This is a genomic window from Mycobacteriales bacterium, assembly GCA_035504215.1.
Lineage (GTDB): Bacteria > Actinomycetota > Actinomycetes > JAFAQI01 > JAFAQI01 > DATAUK01.
Genome location: DATJSI010000002.1, coordinates 1 through 18230, shown reverse-complemented (window position 1 = coordinate 18230; position 18230 = coordinate 1). Strand labels below are relative to the sequence as shown.

Below are 18230 nucleotides of genomic sequence, written 5' to 3'. Positions count from 1 at the left end.
ATCGGGCAGAGTTAGCCTCGCCGTCCGGGAGTCCCGCGCGACCTACGGGGTCAACGCGAGGCGCAGTCCGAATCCGACCAGGACGGCGCCGGTGCAGCGGTCGAGCGCCTGCCGCAACCGCGGCTTGCGCATGCCGGCGACCAGGTGGTCGGCGAACCGGATGAGAACCACGAAATACAACCCGGTCAGCGCAACGAAGATCACCCCGAACAACAGCGTGACCGGTGCCACCGCTGCACCGTGCGGAACGAACGCCGGCAGGAAGGTCACGAAGAAGACGCCAACCTTCGGGTTGAGCAGGTCGGTCATGAGTCCCGCCAGATAGCCGGTCCCGATCACACTTCGACGTCGAGATTCGGTGCGGTCGATCTCTGCCGTCGCCCCGCGCGAGCGGAACGCCTGGATGCCGAGCAGGCACAGGTACGCCGCACCGGCGATCCGCAGAGCGGTGTAGCCGTCATGGCTCGCGCGCAGCAGCGCCGAGATCCCGAGTGCGGCGCAGCACGCCCACGTGGAGAGCCCGGTCAGTACTCCGAGCACCGTCCGCAACGCCTGCTGCCGCCCGCGCTGGAGCAGTGACCGGATGACGACCAGCGTGTCCGGCCCGGGCAGCAGCACGACCAGGGTGGCGGCGAGGGTGAACTCGGCGAGGGCAACGGTCACCCGACCAATATCACAAACCGCGACGCCGTGATCACCTGGGTTTCTGGGTCGGTCCGCGCGGCGGATAGCGTCCTCATGGCGACTCGCGGAGGGAGCCGGCATGCTCGATCTGACCCCGAGGCCCGAGGACCTCGAGCCGATCGAACGCGCCTCGGTCGACGAGTTGCGCGCGCTTCAGCTCGAGCGGCTGCAGTGGTCGCTCCATCACGCCTACGACAACGTTCCGCATTACCGGAGGGCCTTCGATGCCGCGGGCGTCCATCCCGAGGACTGCAGGGAGCTCGCCGACCTCGCGCGGTTCCCGCTCACCACCAAGGCCGACCTTCGCGAGAACTACCCCTACGGAATGTTCGCCGTGCCGCCGGGCGCCGTGCGCCGCATCCACGCCTCGAGCGGAACGACCGGCCGGCCGACCGTCGTCGGCTATACCGACAACGACATCCGCACCTGGGCTGCGGTGGTCGCGCGCTCGATCCGCGCCTCCGGTGGCCGGCCCGGCGACAAGGTGCACGTCGCCTACGGCTACGGCCTGTTCACCGGCGGACTCGGTGCGCACTACGGCGCAGAGGCGCTCGGTTGCACGGTGATCCCCGTCTCGGGCGGCATGACCGAGCGGCAGGTGCTTCTCATCCGGGACTTCCGTCCGGACGTCATCATGGTGACGCCGTCGTACATGCTTGCGATCGTCGACGAGCTCGAACGGCAGGGCATCGATCCGCGTGACACCTCGCTCAAGGTGGGCATCTTCGGCGCGGAGCCGTGGACGAACGACATGCGACTGGAGATCGAGCGGCGTCTCGACATGCATGCGGTCGACATCTACGGCCTGTCCGAGGTGATGGGGCCGGGGGTCGCGAACGAGTGCGTCGAGACCAAGGACGGCCTGCACATCTGGGAGGACCACTTCTACCCCGAGGTCATCGACCCGGAGAACGGCGCGGTGCTGCCCGACGGGCAAGAGGGCGAGCTGGTCTTCACCTCCCTGACCAAGGAAGCGATGCCCGTCGTCCGCTATCGCACGCGAGATCTCACGCGCCTGCTCCCGGGTACGGCGCGCACGATGCGGCGGATGGAGAAGATCACCGGCCGCACCGACGACATGATCATCCTGCGCGGCGTCAACGTGTTCCCGACCCAGATCGAGGAGCTCATCCTCCGGACGCCTGCCCTCTCACCGCACTTCCAATGCGTCCTACGACGGGAGGGTCGCATGGACGCGATGACGGTGCGGGTCGAGCGCCGCGCGGATCATTCCGCGGATGCGGCGCGGCTCGCCGGGGAGCAGCTGGCCGACACGGTGAAGTCGACGATCGGAGTGAGCCTCGACGTGGAGGTCGTCGAGCCCGACGGCGTCGAACGGTCGGTCGGCAAGATGCGGCGGATCGTCGACGAGCGTTGAGCCCCGCGAGTGCGGCCGGGCAGCCGGGCCGGCGACCCGCTACCTACGATGCGTGAGATGGCGTACGACCGGTTCGAGGGATCCGACCTGCGCTGGGGGGCTCGGCTGATCCCTACCGGCTCGCCGGTCGTGATGGCGATCGTCAACGCGACACCCGACTCGTTCTTCGATCGCGGTCGCGACTTCGGGACGGCAGCCGCCCTCAGCCGGGTCGCTCAGGTGGTGGACGAAGGCGCCGAGGTCATCGACATCGGCGGGGTCCGGGCCGGCCCCGGCGACGACGTGGACGCGGGCGAGGAGCTGCGTCGCGTGCTTCCCGTCGTCGAGGCAGCGCGCTCGCGCTTTCCCGATGCCGTGTTGAGTGTCGATACCTGGCGGGCGGAGGTCGCCGACGTGGTCTGCCGCGCAGGGGCCGACGTGATCAATGACGCGTGGGGAGGGGTCGACAAGGAGCTCTCGAGAGTGGCGGCGACGCACGGAGCGGGCCTGGTGTGTTCGCACGCCGGTGGGCGGGCGCCACGCACGCGTCCGCATCGGGTTTGGTACGACGACGTCGTCGCCGAGACGACGGCGTACCTGTGCCGCCTTGCCGACGACGCCGTGGCTGCCGGTGTCCGGCGGGACGGGATCGTCATCGACCCGGCGCACGACTTCGGCAAGAACAGCAGGCACTCGTTGCTGCTGACCAGGCATACCGACGCGCTGGTTGCGACCGGCTGGCCGGTGCTCATGTCCATGTCACGCAAGGACTTCGTCGGTGAGGTGCTCGACCTTCCGCCCGACGAACGGCTCGAAGGCACGCTCGCCGCGACCGCGGTTGCTGCCTGGCAGGGGGCGCGGGTCTTTCGCGCGCACGACGTGACCGCGACCCGGCGGGTCCTGCGGATGGTCGCGGCGATCCAGGGCGAGGTCGACCTCTCGGTTGGACGAAGAGGACTGGCGTGACGGTCGGCACCGTCGCGTTCTTGCCGGCCGCACCCGTGCTGGTCGCCGGGCTGGGTGGTTCGACCGCACATGACGGCGAGCTGCGCGCCGCTTGCCTGGCAGCGGCCCACTCGATCGTCGAGCCCGCACCGGCGGCCATCGTGGTGACGGCGGCGGTGCCGAGCGAGAGTCGTCCTGCCGGCAGCACCTGGGACTTCGGCGGCTTCGGCGTTCATCGCGACCTGCCGTCCGGCGCGGTAGCCCTGCCGTGGCCGCTCGGGATCGGCGCCTGGTGGCTCGAGGCGGCCGGCTGGACCGGCGAGTGCGTCTACGGCGGCGCCGATGCGCCGCCGCCGGCGCGGGACCGGTCGGTCAACGTGCTCGTGGTCGGTGACGGAAGCAGCCTGCGCAGCGAGCGGTCGTCCGACCACGTGGACGAGCGTGCTGATCGCTTCGATGCCGAGGTCGCGCGCTGCCTTGCAACCGGCGATGTCCGCGGCCTGCTCACGTTGGACGGCGAGGTGGGCGATGCGGTCGGGTGCTCGGGCTGGCCCGCATGGCACTGGCTCGGGCGCACCCTCGCCGGGACGACCGTGCGCGACGCGCGACTGCTCGCCGACCAGGCGCCGTACGGCGTGCGCTACCTCGTGGCGGTGTGGCACGTCGATGGCTGACCGCCGCGGTCCGGCCGGGCCCCCGACCGATCCGGGCCGATCCGGGCCGATCAGGGTGACAATGGCGGGGTGAACCACGAGCACGACCTGATCGACACCGCCGAGATGTACCTGCGCACGGTGTTCGAGCTCGAGGAAGAAGGCGTCGTGCCGCTTCGCGCACGGATCGCCGAGCGGCTCGACCAGAGTGTTCCGACCGTCTCGCAGACGGTGGCCCGGATGGAGCGCGACGGCCTGCTCACGGTGACGGCCGACCGCCGGATCGAGCTCACGCCGATCGGTCGTTCGGCGGCCATTCGCGTGATGCGCAAGCACCGGCTCGCCGAGTGCCTGCTGGTCGACATCATCGGCCTGGACTGGCAGCTGGTGCACGACGAGGCATGCCGTTGGGAGCACGTGATGAGCGAGACGGTGGAACGGAGGTTGCTCGAGATCCTCGGTCATCCGACCGAGTCCCCGTACGGCAATCCGATCCCCGGTCTCGACGAGCTCGGTGACGTCGGTGGCGAGAACTTCCTCGGTGGTCTGGTTGCGCTGACCGACGTGCCTGCGGCGACCACGAGCGTGGTGGTCCGCCGGATCGGGGAACCGATCCAGTCCGACACCAAGCTGCTCACCCGGCTGCGCAAGGCCGGCTTCCGGCCGAACACCAGCGTTCCGGTCGGTCGCAAGGATGGCCGCGTGCTGATCGGGCAGGGCACCCGAGCCGTCGAGCTCGACGACGCCACCGCCGCGCACGTGTTCGTGACTGCCACCGGTTGACGGCGCCGACGGCGAACACTCCTCTGCCGAGGGCAGAACGCCTCCCGTCCGTGCGTAGTCGTGCGCAAGGCTGGCCGGCGTGAAGGTGCTGGTACTCGGCGGGACCAGGTTCGTCGGCCGCGCTCTCGTCACGGACGCGCTTGCCCGCGGTGACGACGTGACCGTGGTCAGCCGCGGTGACAGCGGGCCGCCGCCGGACGGGGCCGGCTGGGTGCGCGGCGAGCGGACGGAGCCGGAGACCCTGCGGTCGCTGACCTCGGACCGGTGGGACGCGGTCGTCGACACCTGGGACGGCGACCCGGCGGCGGTCGAGCAGTCCGCGGCGGCGCTTGCGAATCGCGCTTCCTGGTACGGCTACGTGTCGAGCCGCTCGGTCTACCGCTGGCCGTTCGAGCCGGGAAGCGACGAGTCCGCACCGGTCGTCGAGGCCGAGCCCGAGGGCGGCTATCCGGCGTACAAGCGCGGCGGGGAGCTCGCCGTCCTCAGGCACTTCGCGGGCCGGTCGATGCTCGCCCGCGCCGGCTTGATCCTCGGTCCGCACGAGGACGCGGGCCGCCTGACCTGGTGGCTGCAGCGAGCCGCGCAGGGTGGCTGCCTGGTCGCGCCCGAGCCGGCCGAGCGGGTGATGCAGCTGGTTGATGCGCGCGATCTCGCGGCGTTCATCCTCGGCGGCGCCCACGCCGGCGTTGCCGGCGCGTTCAACGTCGTGTGCCCGCGCGCGGCCGCCTTCACGACCCGTCGCCTGGTCGAGGCGTGCGCCGAGGTCACCGGTGCGGGGGCGGAGCCGGTGTGGGTGCCCGAGCGCGTCCTGCGCCGCGCCGGGGTGGCCGAGTGGGACGACCTGCCGGGTTGGATCCCCGAGGACAGCGAAGGCGCCGGCATGCATGACTGCGATGTCTCTGCCGCGCTCGCTCATGGGCTCACCTGGCGGCCGCTCGAGCAAACCGTCGCCGACACCTGGGCCTGGATGCAGACGCTGCCGCCAAGGGCGCGTCGGCCGCTGCGGCCCGGCCTGCCGCGCCGCGGTCTCAGCGCCGAGCAGGAGCAGGCGATCTGGTGGCTGATGGCAAATCCCCGTAACCGTTCCTGAGGCGTGCGGCGCAACCGGGTGAGGTCGGACTACCTCCGCATTTGAGGGCGCAGTCCTCTGCGTTCGTGGGTCTCGCGACGCCGACCTATCGGGTAGCGACGACCGAGGAGGTGTTCGATGAACACGCCGCTTCCAGCTTCCGGCTCCCGTCCCATGCGCGGCCTCCGCCGTTTCCGCGGGTTCGCCCCCGGCCTCGTGCTGGCGGCCGCCGGCGCCTGCAGCGTCGGTGCACTCAGCGGCGTCTCTGGCGCGGCGACGAACCCGGCCACGACCGGCAGTGCGGTGCAGCTGCAGGAAGGCGTCGGCGCGACCACCTGCTTGTCGATGGGGTCACCCGAGGCGCCCGGCGACGGGATCGCCTGTGACCGGATCGACGACCTCGGCGGCGCCAGCGACCAGGCGCCGGGTGATGCTCCGACCGCCACGACGATCACGCTCACCAACGTCGGCACGATCGGTACGTCGTCCGCGGCCGTTCAGGCCGGTGTCTGCTCTGCTGCTGCGGCCCGCGACGACGGCGGCTACGCCGGCACCGACCTCGCCGGATTCTGCGGCCGGGTCGATGTGACGATCGCGAACGCCACCCCCGGCGCGCACTACCGCTGCTTGTTCCCGGTCCGCACGACGGCCATATGCCCCGCGCCCGACGCCGATGGCACGCTGGCAACCCTGTCGGGGTCGCGACTGACCGGTCCCGGGATGTCCGCCCTCGCGGCCGGCGGGACGGCGACGTACGTCATCACGGTCGGTCCGGATCCGTCACAGACGAACGCCGACCAAGGATTGACCGCGACGCTGCCGCTCACGTGGACGATCAGCCAGTAGCTGGTCCCCCGCCGACGCCGCAGGCGACGAGACCGTCGGCCGACGCGTCGTCGGGTGGGATGACGATCTCGTACTGCACGACGGTGCCTCGGCGGCTCTGGTGAACGACCTCGGCGTTGATCGTCTTGAGCAGCCGCGGCACTGCCGTGTTCTCGGTCGTGACCGCGGCCGTGAAGTGGGTGACACCCACCGCACGGGCCCGTCGCCCGAGCAACTGCATCAGCGCCGTACCGACCCCGCGACCGTGCCAGTCGTCCACGACCGCGATCGCGACCTCGGCGGCGTCTGGACGCGAGTGCAGCCGGACGAAGCGCGCGACCCCGAGCCCGCGTCCCTCGCGGGTGAGGGCGGCCAGCGCCTCGTGATCGTGGTGGTCGATCTCGGTCAGGTACCGGATCTCGGCTCGGCTCAGCCGCTTCTTCGGCCCGTGGAAGCGCCGGATTCTCGACTCGAGTCCGAGGCCCGCGAACACCTCGGTGACGATCTCCCGGTCACGCAACGTGAGCGGCCGGATGGTGATGCGATGCTCGCTCGGCAGCCGTAGCGCGTGCACCTCGTTGCGCAGCGCTTCCGCTCGCTGCCTGGCGATGTCCAGGTGAATGTGTGAGTTGTGCATGGCCTTGCGACCGACCCTTTCCTACCGACGCGGCTCGTTGCGCGTCACAGCTCCGACAGACCTTGTTCAGCACGGATGCCGGCCCGGTCGCAGGTCGGCACTCTTCATGCCACGCCGGCGGAGGTGGCGCGGTTCAGCCCGCGCGTAACGCCTCAGTAACGAGATCGTGTACTAGGCGCCGACGGCGTGAACCCCGCCGTCGACATGGACGACCGAGCCGGTCGTCGCCGGGAACCAGTCGGAGAGCAAGGCGACACACGCACGCGCCGCCGGGGTGGTGTCGGAGACGTCCCAGCCGAGCGGCGCGCGCTCCTTCCAGACCTGGTCGAACTCGTCGAATCCGGGAATCGACTTGGCGGCCATCGTGCGCAGCGGTCCGGCCGCGACCAGGTTGACCCGCACGGCCCGCGGTCCGAGCTCACGGGCCAGGTAACGGGTGGCGGACTCGAGCCCCGCTTTCGCCACGCCCATCCAGTCGTACGCCGGCCAGGCGCGGGTCGCGTCGAAGTCGAGCCCGACCAGGGAGCCACCGCTCGGCATCAAGGGCAGCGCTGCGCGGGCGAGCGAGACCAGCGAGTATGTCGAGATGTGCATCGCCGTCGAGACGTCGTCCCACGGTGCAGTGAAGAAGCCGCCGCCGAGCGCCGTCGGCGGCGCGAACCCGATCGCGTGCAGAACGCCGTCGAGCGCTTCGGCGTGGTCCCCGATCGCCGCGGCCAGGCCCTCGAGCTCGCTCTCGCTCGTGACGTCCAGCGGAACGACGGGTGCGGGTTGGGGGAGTCGCTGCGCGATCCGGGTGGTCAGCGACAGGCTGCGCCCGACGCCGGTGAGGATGACCGATGCCCCCTCGACCTGGGCGATCTCCGCGACCTTGTAGGCGATCGAGGCGTTGGTCAGTACGCCGGTGACGAGGATCGTCTTGCCGTCAAGCAGTCCCATCAATGCCCCATTCCCAACCCACCGTCGACGGGGATGACCGCACCCGTGACGTACGACGCGTCGTCGCTGACCAAGAATGCCGCGACGGCGGCGACCTCGTCGACGCTCGCGATCCGCTTCAGCGGCGTGCGGGAGATGATGTCGTCGCGTTGGCTGTCCGTGAGCACGGTGGTCATCCCGGTGTCGACCAGCCCGGGCGCGAGCACGTTCGCGGTGATCCCGCGCGCGGCGTACTCCCGGGCAACCGAGCGGGCCAGCCCGATCAGACCGGCCTTGGACGCCGCGTAGTTGACCTGGCCGGCCGAGCCGAGCATTCCGGACACGCTCGACACGAACAGCAGCCGGCCGTACCTCGCCTTGGCCATTGCCGGGATCACGGCCCGGGTCGCCGCCCACGCGCCGCGCAGGTTGGTGTCGATGACGTCGTCCCAGTCCTGGTCCGGCATCCGCATCAGCAGTCCGTCGCGAGTGATGCCGGCGTTGGCGACCAGCACCTCGACCGGGCCCTGCTCGGCGGCGACCGCGTCGACGGCCTCCTTCACCGACGCCGGGTCGGCCACGTCACATTTGACGCCGTACAACCCGTCCGGTGCGCCGCTCGAGTGATGCGTGACGGCCACCCGGTGGCCGGCGGCGGTCAGCCGTCGGGCGATGCCGAGGCCGATGCCGTGGTTGCCACCCGTGACCAGGACCGATCGCCCGGTGGCCTCGGTCATAGCGGGATGTTTCCGTGGCTTCCGCGTCGGGACGGTTCGGCGGCGAGCACGGCGCTCACCATGCTGCGGGTCTCATCCGGTTCGATCATCTGGTCGACCAGGCCGAGTTCGACGGCGCGGTTCACACCACCCGACTCGACCTCGTGCGCGGCGGCCAGCGCGTTCTCCAGGCTCGAGCGCTCGTGCTCCGGGGCTTCGGCGAGCTGGCGGCGCTTGAGCACGCGGACCGCCGCCACGGAGCCCATCACCGCGATCTCGGCGCCCGGCCAGGCGAACACCTTTGTCGCGTCGAGCGCTCGCGAGTTCATCGCGATGTATGCGCCACCGTAGGCCTTGCGGGTGACGACCGTGACCCGTGGCACGGTCGCCTCGGCGAACGCATGCAGCAGCTTCGCGCCGCGGCGGACGACGCCGTCCCACTCCTGCTGGACGCCCGGGAGGTAGCCCGGCACGTCGACCAGCACGACGAGCGGTACGCCGAAGGAGTCGCACATCCGCACGAAGCGGGCGGCCTTCTCGGCGCTGGTGGAGTCCAGGCAGCCGCCGAGCCGCATCGGGTTGTTCGCCAGGACGCCGACGCTGCCGCCGCCGATCCGGCCGAGTGTGGTCACGATGTTCGGGGCCCACTTCGCGTGCAGCTCGACGCCGGGCTCGTCCAGCAACCGGTTGACCAGGGGGTGGACGTCGTACGCGCGTCGGGCCGACTCCGGCAGCAGCTCGCCGAACGCACGGTCCTCGCTCGGGGTCACCTGTCGCCGGTCGACCAGGAGGCCGACGATGTCCGACGCCGACTTCAGCGCGTCCAGATCGCTGTCGGCCACCACGTGGACGACGCCGCTGCGGCGGCCGTGCGGCTCAGGGCCGCCGAGTCGTGCCATGTCGACGTCCTCGCCGGTGACGCTGCGCACGACGTCGGGACCGGTGACGAACACCCGACCGGCCGGTCCGAGGATGACGATGTCGGTCAGCGCGGGGCCGTATGCCGCACCGCCCGCGGCCGGGCCGAGCACGACCGAGATCTGCGGGATGTGCCCGGACGCGCGCGTCATCGCGGCGAAGACCCGGCCGACGCCGTTCAGCGATGCCACGCCCTCGGCGAGCCGGGCGCCGCCGGACTGCCAGATGCCGACGATCGCGGCCTTGTGCCGCATCGCCGTCTCATAGGCCTCGACGATCGCCTCGCACCCTTCCGAGCCCATCGCGCCACCTTGCAGCGCAGGGTCGTTGGCGAACGCGACGGTGGGATGCCCGTGCATCTCGCCGATCGCGGTGACGACGCCGGTGCCGGGCTCGCCGTGCAGGACGAGCATCGACTCGGTGCCGAGCAGCTCGGCCAGCCGCTGCCTCGGGTCGCGGTCGACCTCGCCGTCGACGGTCGTCTTGGTCACCTGGATCGGAGGACTCTCGAGCAAAGACATCACGCCTCCGTAAAGGCCAGGGCGACATCGTGTCCGCCGAAGCCGAACGAGTTGGACAGTGCCGCCCTCCCGGCCGGCAGGTCGCGCGTGGTGACCCGTACCAGGTCGAGCCCGACGTCGTCGTCGGGGTCGTCGAGGTTGCGGATCGCCGGGACCTTGTGGTCGCGCAGGGTCAGGCAGGTGATCGCCGCCTCGAGCGCACCCGCTGCACCGAGCAGGTGGCCCGTGCAGGACTTCGTCGCCGTGACCGAGATCGCGTCGGTGTGCGCGCCGAAGGCTCGGCGCATCGCGATCGCCTCGGCGATGTCCCCGGTCGGGGTCGAGGTGGCGTGCGCGTTGAGGTGCCCGACATCGTTCGGCGCGAGGCCCGCATCCTTCATCGCCGCGGCCATCGCCGTACCCGCGCCCACGCCTTCGGGGTCCGGCGCCGCGATGTGGTGTGCGTCGCTGGCCATGCCCGCTCCGGCGAGTACGGCGTAGATCCGCGCGCCACGGGCTTCGGCGTGTTCGCGCGTTTCGAGCACGAGCGCCGCCGCGCCCTCGCCGAGCACGAAGCCATCGCGCTGCTTGTCGAACGGCCGCGAGGCGCCCTTGGGGTCCTCATGCCGCGCGGACAGCGCCCGCATGGCGGCGAACGCGGCCAGTGGAAGCGCGTGGATCACTGCTTCCGAGCCGCCGCACAGCACGACGTCGGCACGACCCGCCCGGATCATCTCCAGGCCGTCCGCGATCGCCTCCGAGCCGGATGCGCAGGCCGACACCGGCGCGTGTGCACCGGCGCGGGCGTTCAGCTCCAGCGCGACCGCCGCGACCGCGCCGTTCGGCATGATCATCGGCACCGTGAACGGCGACACCCGCCGGGCGCCGCGGCTGTTGAGGATGTCGTACTGCTCGAGGACCGTGATCAGCCCACCGATCCCGCTCGAGAACACCGCCCCCAGCCGCTCGGGCTCGACCTCCGGGCCGCCGGCGTCGCTCCACGCTTCGCGGGCGGCGATCAGGGCGAACTGCTGGTTGCGGTCGAGGCTGCGCAGCCGCGCGGGCGGCAGCACCGAGGCCGGCTCGACCGCGGCCGGAGCCGCGAGCCGGACCGGCAGCTCGGCGGCCCATTCCTCCTCGAGCACGGTGGTGCCGGATGCGCCGGCCAGGACGCCGCGCCAGGTCGACTCCATGTCGCCACCCAGCGGAGTGGTCGCACCGATTCCGGTGATCACGACCTCGCGAGTGCTCACGTGATTCTCTCCTGGTTGTCTGCGGTTGGCCGGCGGGCACAGTCCACCGGTTTTGACTCGCTCTGGCGGTGCGCGGTTACGCCGCCACGCCCGCCTTGGCGAGGAAGTCCACGACATCGCCGACGGTCTTGAGCTTGCTCAGCTCCGAGTCGGGGATCGAGACGTTGAAGCGGTCCTCGGCCATCGTGGCGATCTCGACCATCGACAGCGAGTCGATGTCGAGGTCGTTGGTGAACGACGCGGCGGGGACGACGCGGTCGGCAGGGATGCCGGTGGCTTCCTGAACGATCTCGCCGAGGGCGGTGAGGATGTCCTGGTCTGACATGAGGTTTCTCTCTCCTGTTGTGATGGGTTGGGTCAGGGAACGGTGATGATCTGTCCGGCCCAGGTCAGGCCGGACCCGAATGCGAGGGTCAGCGCGAGGTCGCCCGTGCTCACTGCCCCTTCGCGGCGCAGCCGCGACAGCGCGAGCGGGACCGACGCGGCAGAGGTGTTGCCGGCCTCGGCGATGTCCTGAGCGACGACGGCATCGGTGGCGCCGATCTGGCGGACCAGCGCGTTGATGATCCGCAGGTTCGCCTGGTGGGGAATGATCGCGGCCAGGTCGGCGGGCTCGACGCCGGCGGCCGCGCAGATCGCGAGCGCCACGTCGCCGAGTTTGGTCGTCGCCCAGCGGAAGACGGCCGGCCCGTCCAGCCGCAGCCGGTCGGACTCCGACATGTCGATCAGCCGGGCCGCACTTCCATCGCTGCCGAAGACGACCGGCCCGATGCCGGGGGTGTCCGAGGGCCCGATCACGACCGCGCCCGCGCCATCGCCGAACAGGATCGCGGAGGACCGGTCGGTCCAGTCGATCCAGTTGCTGAGCTTCTCCGAGCCGACGACGAGTGCGTAGTCCACGGAGCCGAGCCGGACGGCGTCGGACGCCGTCGCCAGCGCATAGCAGAACCCTGCGCAGGCCGCGTTGAGGTCGAAGGCGCCCGCGCCGGCCGCGCCGATCGCGGTGGCAACCTGTGCCGACCCGCCGGGAATCGGCTGCAGCATCGAGCAGGTGGCGAGGATGACCATGCCGATCTGCGTCGGGTCGACTCCGGAGTCGGCGAGAGCCTTTCGCGACGCCTCGACCGCCATCGTCACGGGCGTCTCTTCGTCGGCGGCGATGCAGCGGCTCACGATGCCGGTCCGCTGCCGGATCCACTCGTCGTTGGTCTCGAGGGTGTCGGGCAGGTCGTCGTTGGTCATGATCCGCGCCGGGCGGTGCTCACCCAGGCCGATGATCCGGCTGTGCCGGGGGCTGGCCGGCTCCTTCATCGCCACCTCCCGGCTCATCGGGTGCCTGCCACGTCGACCAGCTCGGTGCCGTGCTCGTCGATCAGCGCTCGGGCGGCGTCGAGGTCCGCCGGTGAGCGCAGGGCGAGGGTCGTGACGCCCGGCAGGTCACGCTTGAGCAAGGCGGTGAGCGTGCCGGCGGGCGCAACCTCGATCGCCGCGGTCACGCCGAGGTCGCCGAGAGTCCTCATGCACAAGTCCCACCGCACCGGGAGACACACCTGAGTGACCAGCCGTTCCAGCAGCTCGGCACCTGAGCCGACCACCGAGCCGTCGGAGTTGGTGAGGACCGCCGAGTGTGGGTCGGCCGGGTCGAGCCCGGCCGCCGCATCGGCAATCGCGCTGCGTGCCGGTGCCATGAGGTCGGTGTGGAAGGCACCGGCAACGGCCAGCGGCCGGAGCCGGGCGCCGGCCGGCGGATCCACGGCGAGCCGGTCGAGCGCCTCGATCGTGCCGGCCGCGACGATCTGGCCCTTGGCGTTGTAGTTCGCCGGTTGCGCGCCGGCGGCGGCGATCGCGGCCGTGACGTCGTCGGCCTCGCCGCCGAGCAGCGCGGTCATGCCGCCGCGCGGCGCCGCCGACGCCTTGGCCATGGCGGCGCCCCGGGTGGCAACCAGCCGCATTGCCTCGACGTCCGTGAGCACACCGGCCAGGGCTGCGGTCGCAAACTCACCCACGCTGTGGCCGGCGTACACGGCGCTGTTCGGTCGGCTGGGGAGCAGGCGGGAGGTCAGCAGGCTCGCGGCCACGATCAACGGCTGGGCGATCGCCGTGTCGGTGATCTGCTGGTCGCTCATCGTGGTGCCGGCGGCGACCAGGTCGATGCCGGCGGCGTCGGAAAGCTCGCGAAGATGCGCCGCGGCTCCGTCAAGCTCCAGCCAGGGGCTCAGGAAGCCCTCTCGTTGGGCGCCTTGGCCGGGCGCAAGAATCGCGAGCACACCAACCACCCTCGCCTGTCAGGGGCCGTCGAGTCAGGTCGGGCACGTACAGTCTTTCCCGGAGATCTTTTGTAGGAATCCTACAAACCGGGGCCGCCGAGTTCCAACCGGCCGAGCGTCATCGCCACTTGGACCACATAGCGGTCCCGACTATTGGTCAGATCGCGCCCGCACTGCTCGACGACCCGCCGGAGCCGGTACCGGACGGTGTTGGCGTGCACGAACAACTCCCGCGCCGTGGCCTCGATCGCACCGCCGCAGCGGATGAACGTATCCGCGGTCGCAAGCAGCGCGGCGTCCTCCTCGAGCGGCCGGAAGATATCGGACACCAGGGCACGAACAGCCCGACCGTCGCCGGCGATCGCGCGTTCGGCCAGCAGTGCGTCGCTGTTCACCGGTCGGGGTGCCGAAGGCCACGCCGCGGCGGCGCGCAGTGCGCTGAACACGTCCTGGACGGTGAGCGTGGCGTCGACCAACCCGCTCACGACCGGACCCATGACGACCGGGCCCGGTGCGAAGGCCGGCAGGAGTGCCTTGGTCAGCCGGGAGAGCTTCCCGCCGGTTCCGACGATCACCACGAGCCGGGCGGTCTGGACACCGGCCAGGATGTCCGCGCCACCGGAGCGGCCGAGGTGCCGGGCGTGCATCAGGACGCGCTCGGGGTCGCCGTCGGGCGCCCGCCCGGCCATCACCACGATCTGCTCCGGCTGGGTCCAGCCGAGCGCCGAGGCACGCGAGAGCAGCGAGTCGCTGACGTCGCCACGAACGACCGCGTCGACCACGAGTGACTCCAGCCGCGCGTCCCACGCGCCGCGCTGCTCGGCCGCCCTGGCGTAGACCAGCGCGGCAGCGAAGGCGATCTCGCGCGAGTAGCGCAAGGTCGCCTCGCGCAGCCAGGTCTGCTGCGGTGGCGGCGCGAGCTCGTCCACGGCGTCCTCGGTGACCTCCACCGCGATCCGCACCAGCTCGACGGTCTGCTCCAGGGTTACGACACTGGCCAGGTCGCTGGGAGCGACCGCGAACACGTCGGCGGTGATGCGAGAGCCTGCTCCCGGCGATCGCAACCAGTCCGCGAAACCGCGAATGCCGGCCTGGACGATCAGCCCGACCAGCGAGCGAGGTTGCGGCGGCATGGTCGTGAACCAGGACAGGTTGTCCTCCATCACCCGCAGCGCCCGGGTGGACAGCTGCCCGGAGGCGCGCTCGATCCGGCGCGCGGTGGCTGCGATCGTCGGCCCGGCCGGTGGCTCCACGCCGCCGAGGATGTCAGGAGCGCTGACCCGGTGTCAGGTGGCGGGCCGATCCGCGACGACGACCGCCGGCTGGTCCGAAGGGACGGCCGCCGCCCCGTCCGGCGGCGAGGCGGAGCCGTCGCCGGACGGATCCGTGGCAAGCGGCAGCTCGACCCGGAACACGGTCCCTTCGCCCTCGCCGGTCTCGACGGTCACGCGACCGTCGTGGGCGGCCACGATCCCCGCGACGATGGACAGACCCAGCCCGGCGCCGCCGGCGTCGCGGCTGCGTGAGGTGTCGGCGCGGTAGAAGCGCTCGAAGACCCGATCCGCCTGCTCCGGGCTCAGGCCGGGCCCGGCATCGGCCACCTCGATCACCGCGGCGGGCTCGCTGCCGTCGGTCGTCGCGACGCTCACCGCGATCGGCGTGCCCTCCGGCGTGTGGGTGAGGGCGTTCGCCATCAGGTTGTGCACCACCTGTCGGAGGCGGGCCTCGTCGCCCATCACGACCGGGGGTTGGCTCGCGTGCACCTGGAGGTCGATCGAGCGCTCGGGAGCGACGATCCGTACGTCGTGCACGACGTCGCTCGCGATCTCGAGAAGGTCGACCCGCTCGTGGTCCAGCGGTCGTTGCTGGTCCAGCCGGGCGAGCAGCAGCAGGTCCTCGACCAGGCCGCCCATGCGCGAGGCCTCGTTCTCGACCCGCTGCATCATGTGCTTGACCTCGTCGTCGTCCTGAGCTGCGCCCATGCGATGCAGCTCGGCGAACCCACGGATCGACGTGAGCGGCGTGCGCAGCTCGTGGCTCGCGTCTGCGATGAACTGCCGCATCCGGTCCTCGGACTCCCGGGCGCGGCGCTTCGCCTCGCGTTCCTGCGCAAACGCCCGCTCGATCTGGCTCAGCATGCCGTTGAGCGCGCCCGACAGCCGGCCGACCTCGGTGCGCGGATGGCCGGGTGGCACCCGCCGGGACAGGTCACCGGCGGCGATTGCGGCGGCCGTTGTCTCGACCTCGACCAGCGGGCGGAGCGACCGCTTGATCAGCAGGTAGCCGCCGCCGCCCATGACGCCGAGGGCGAGGACACCGATCAGCACCTCGACGAGGATCAGATGGTTGACCGTGTGGTCGAGGTCGCTCAGCGAGGTCGCGATGACCACGGCGCCGGTGCCGTCCGGAAGTGGGTTGGCGACGACCCGCCACTGGCCCTTGCCGTTCATCGACGAGACCGTGAACGGACGTCCGTCGAGGTTCGCGATCTCCTTGCTGGTCAGCGCCGGCAGACGCGGCGGCGACTGAGCGGACAGTGGCGAGTCCTCCGGGTTGCCGTCCGGTGCTCCGTCGGGACCGAACGGCGCTACGTAGAACTCGCTCGGGAGCCGCTGCTTGTGCACCTCGAAGCCGCCGGGGCCGGGTCCACCGGAGCGGAAGGCGAAGCCGTTGGTGATCCCACGGCTTGCGCTCTGCAGCTGGTCGTCGACCCGGTCGAGCAGGTAGGAGTGCAGCGACGTCGTCGCTGTGACCGCGGCAAGGGTGAGCACCACCGCCGCGAGCGCGAGCACGGTGGCCACCAGCTTGATCCGCAGCGGCGTGCGGGCCGCGGCGCCGCTGAAGGAGCGCAGGAGCTTGCGCACGGCTACTCGCGCGGCTGGCGCAGGACGTAACCGACGCTGCGAATCGTGTGCAGCAGTCGTGGCTCGGTCGTGTCGATCTTGCGCCGTAGGTAGGAGACGTAGGACTCGACCACGTTGGCGTCGCCACCGAAGTCGTAGTTCCACACGTGGTCGAGGATCTGCGCCTTGCTCAGCACCCGGTTGGGGTTCTGCAGGAAGTAGCGCAGCAGCTTGAACTCGGTCGGCGAGAGCGTGACCGGCTGCCCGTCCTTGAAGACCTCGTGCGTGTCGTCGTTCATCTCGATGTCGCCGAAGGACAGCGAAGGGCTCTGCACCGGTGTACCGACGCTGGCGAGCCGGCGCAGGACGGCGCGGATGCGGGCGATGACCTCCTCGAGGCTGAACGGCTTGGTGATGTAGTCATCGCCGCCCAGCGTCAGGCCGGCCACCTTGTCGTCGGTCGCGTCCTTCGCCGTGAGGAACAGCACAGGCACGCGCTGCTCGTCCTTGCGCATCCGCCGGACCACCTCGAAGCCGTCGAGTCCGGGCATCATCACGTCCAGCACCACGAGGTCAGGGCGATAGGTCTGGGCGACGCGGAGCGCGTCGTTCCCGTTGGTTGCGGTCGCCACGTCGAAGCCGGCGAAGCGCAGGCTCGCGGACAGCAGCTCGAGAATGTTCGGCTCGTCGTCGACCACGAGCAGCCGGGCTTCCTTCGCCACGGTTGCCGTTTCAGTGCTCATCTCGATCCTCACAGCGGGTGGAGCGTTCGTAGGCTCCATGGTCGCCAGCCGTACTGAACCCATTCTGGCCGCCCCCTGTGAGAATCCTGTGAACGTCGTGTGCCCGGCGAGCTAACCCGCCGCGTCGGCGATCGCCGCCTTGAAGACCCAGTACCGGAGCAGGACGAACCGAAGGGCGGTCGCTGCGGCGTTGGCGACCAGCAGGGCGCCGACCTCCACCCAGCGGTCCGGCTGCGGGCTGACCAGGTGCAGCACGCCGAGGCTTGCGCTGGTGAGCGCGAGGGCGAGGGCGAACACACCGAGTCCGTGGATCTGGTGGCGGAGCGCGCCGGCCCGGTCCTTGAGCCCGAACGTCAGCCGCCGGTTCGCGGCCGTGTTCGCGACTGCGGTGACGCCGAGCGCAAGGGCATTGGCGCCGAACGGATCCAGCGGCTTGCGGAGTGCGGCGTACAGAGCCACGTAAGCGATCGTGCTGAGCACCCCGATGGCGCTGAACACGCCGACCTGGTGGGCCAGCCGGCCGCCGCGGAGCAGCCGCAGCACGCCGCGCAGGTCCGCCCGCGCGGTCGCCACGAGGTCGACGGTCGAGTTCGGGTCATCCGTCCAGTCGACCGGCACCTCGTGGATCCGCAGGCCGGCATGTTCAGCCAGCACCAGAAGCTCCGTGTCGAAAAACCAGCTCTGGTCCTCGACGCCGGCCAACAGGTCCGCGGCGAGGTCGCCGCGGATCGCTTTGAAGCCGCATTGGGCGTCGGTGAACCGCGCGCCGAGTGCGGTCCGCAGGATCGCGTTGTAGGCGCGCGAGATCAGCTCGCGTTTCGGCCCGCGGATCACTCGCGAACCGTTGGCCAGCCGGGTGCCGATCGCGAGGTCGCTGTGGCCCGACAGCAGCGGCGCAACGAGGGGCAGCAACGCGGCGAGATCGGTCGACAGATCCACGTCCATGTAGGCGAGTACGGCGGCGTCGCTCGACTCCCACGCGGTGCGCAACGCACGGCCACGACCCTTTTCCGGAAGGCGGACCAAACGAATGCCGGGCAGCTCCAAGGCCAACCGGTTCGCGATCAGCCAGGTCGAGTCGGTGCTGCCACTGTCGGCGATCGTGATGCGTGCTTCGAC

General features: G+C 70.9%; 18 protein-coding genes and 1 pseudogene. 6 read left to right on the top strand and 13 right to left on the bottom strand.

Translation table 11 applies throughout. The features are described 5' to 3' along the window. Positions 1 to 42: 42 nt before the first annotated feature. Entirely contained in the window at positions 43 to 663 is a 621-nt protein-coding gene (locus VME70_00180; protein HTW18610.1) for a LysE family translocator, read from the bottom strand. 100 nt (positions 664 to 763) lie between these two features. On the opposite strand from VME70_00180, the gene paaK reads away from it, so the two are divergent. The 6 genes from paaK (at position 764) to VME70_00150 (ending at position 6337) form a co-directional block, all read left to right on the top strand. Further along, positions 764 to 2062 (top strand): phenylacetate--CoA ligase PaaK, encoded by a 1299-nt coding sequence (gene paaK, locus VME70_00175; GenBank protein ID HTW18609.1) that lies wholly within the window; start codon positions 764 to 766, stop codon positions 2060 to 2062. A 132-nt stretch (positions 2063 to 2194) separates the two neighbouring features. Beyond that, positions 2195 to 3007, top strand: a complete 813-nt coding sequence (folP, locus tag VME70_00170; GenBank protein HTW18608.1) for a dihydropteroate synthase — start codon at positions 2195 to 2197, stop codon at positions 3005 to 3007. Beyond that, positions 3004 to 3660 carry a hypothetical protein gene (locus tag VME70_00165; GenBank protein ID HTW18607.1) on the top strand — a complete coding sequence of 219 codons (657 nt, stop codon included), beginning with the start codon at positions 3004 to 3006 and terminating at the stop codon, positions 3658 to 3660. Before folP ends, VME70_00165 begins: the two co-directional genes overlap by 4 nt. Before the next feature lie 69 nt (positions 3661 to 3729). Further along, a complete protein-coding gene (locus VME70_00160) occupies positions 3730 to 4422 on the top strand; it encodes a metal-dependent transcriptional regulator (protein HTW18606.1) in 693 nt (230 codons plus the stop codon). A gap of 79 nt (positions 4423 to 4501) precedes the next feature. After that, on the top strand, positions 4502 to 5512 hold the full coding sequence (locus VME70_00155; GenBank protein ID HTW18605.1) for an NAD-dependent epimerase/dehydratase family protein: 1011 nt from the start codon (positions 4502 to 4504) through the stop codon (positions 5510 to 5512). 117 nt (positions 5513 to 5629) lie between these two features. Next, positions 5630 to 6337, top strand: a complete 708-nt coding sequence (locus tag VME70_00150; protein HTW18604.1) for a hypothetical protein — start codon at positions 5630 to 5632, stop codon at positions 6335 to 6337. On the opposite strand, the gene VME70_00145 is transcribed toward VME70_00150, so the two are convergent. From VME70_00145 to VME70_00090, 12 genes and pseudogenes are all read right to left on the bottom strand, one after another. After that, positions 6327 to 6953 carry a GNAT family N-acetyltransferase gene (locus VME70_00145; protein ID HTW18603.1) on the bottom strand — a complete coding sequence of 209 codons (627 nt, stop codon included), beginning with the start codon at positions 6951 to 6953 and terminating at the stop codon, positions 6327 to 6329. The two genes, VME70_00150 and VME70_00145, sit on opposite strands and share 11 nt — an antisense overlap. 171 nt (positions 6954 to 7124) lie before the next feature. Further along, positions 7125 to 7892, bottom strand: a complete 768-nt coding sequence (gene fabI / locus VME70_00140; protein ID HTW18602.1) for an enoyl-ACP reductase FabI — start codon at positions 7890 to 7892, stop codon at positions 7125 to 7127. Next, a complete protein-coding gene (gene fabG / locus VME70_00135) occupies positions 7892 to 8608 on the bottom strand; it encodes a 3-oxoacyl-ACP reductase FabG (GenBank protein HTW18601.1) in 717 nt (238 codons plus the stop codon). Before fabG ends, fabI begins: the two co-directional genes overlap by 1 nt. Continuing rightward, positions 8605 to 9921, bottom strand: a pseudogene (locus VME70_00130) (carboxyl transferase domain-containing protein). Before VME70_00130 ends, fabG begins: the two are co-directional and overlap by 4 nt. Positions 9922 to 10025: 104 nt before the next feature. Beyond that, positions 10026 to 11258: a beta-ketoacyl-[acyl-carrier-protein] synthase family protein gene (locus VME70_00125; GenBank protein ID HTW18600.1), complete on the bottom strand. Its 1233-nt coding sequence runs from the start codon at positions 11256 to 11258 to the stop codon at positions 10026 to 10028. 76 nt (positions 11259 to 11334) lie between these two features. Continuing rightward, a complete protein-coding gene (locus VME70_00120) occupies positions 11335 to 11583 on the bottom strand; it encodes an acyl carrier protein (protein HTW18599.1) in 249 nt (82 codons plus the stop codon). A gap of 32 nt (positions 11584 to 11615) precedes the next feature. Next, positions 11616 to 12587, bottom strand: a complete 972-nt coding sequence (locus VME70_00115; GenBank protein ID HTW18598.1) for a beta-ketoacyl-ACP synthase III — start codon at positions 12585 to 12587, stop codon at positions 11616 to 11618. Then, the gene (locus tag VME70_00110; GenBank protein ID HTW18597.1) at positions 12584 to 13525 is read right to left on the bottom strand and encodes an ACP S-malonyltransferase; all 942 of its coding nucleotides are present in this window, start codon (positions 13523 to 13525) and stop codon (positions 12584 to 12586) included. The genes VME70_00115 and VME70_00110 overlap by 4 nt, the downstream gene beginning before the upstream one ends. Before the next feature lie 80 nt (positions 13526 to 13605). Next, complete coding sequence (locus tag VME70_00105) at positions 13606 to 14778, bottom strand: helix-turn-helix domain-containing protein (GenBank protein ID HTW18596.1); 1173 nt, start codon at positions 14776 to 14778, stop codon at positions 13606 to 13608. Positions 14779 to 14811: 33 nt separating this feature from the next. Next, a complete protein-coding gene (locus VME70_00100; protein ID HTW18595.1) occupies positions 14812 to 16389 on the bottom strand; it encodes a HAMP domain-containing sensor histidine kinase in 1578 nt (525 codons plus the stop codon). A gap of 2 nt (positions 16390 to 16391) precedes the next feature. Continuing rightward, positions 16392 to 17111 carry a response regulator transcription factor gene (locus VME70_00095; GenBank protein HTW18594.1) on the bottom strand — a complete coding sequence of 240 codons (720 nt, stop codon included), beginning with the start codon at positions 17109 to 17111 and terminating at the stop codon, positions 16392 to 16394. Between the two features lie 111 nt (positions 17112 to 17222). Next, the coding region (locus VME70_00090) for a glycosyltransferase (GenBank protein HTW18593.1) at positions 17223 to 18230 on the bottom strand (1008 nt) is incomplete at its 5' end.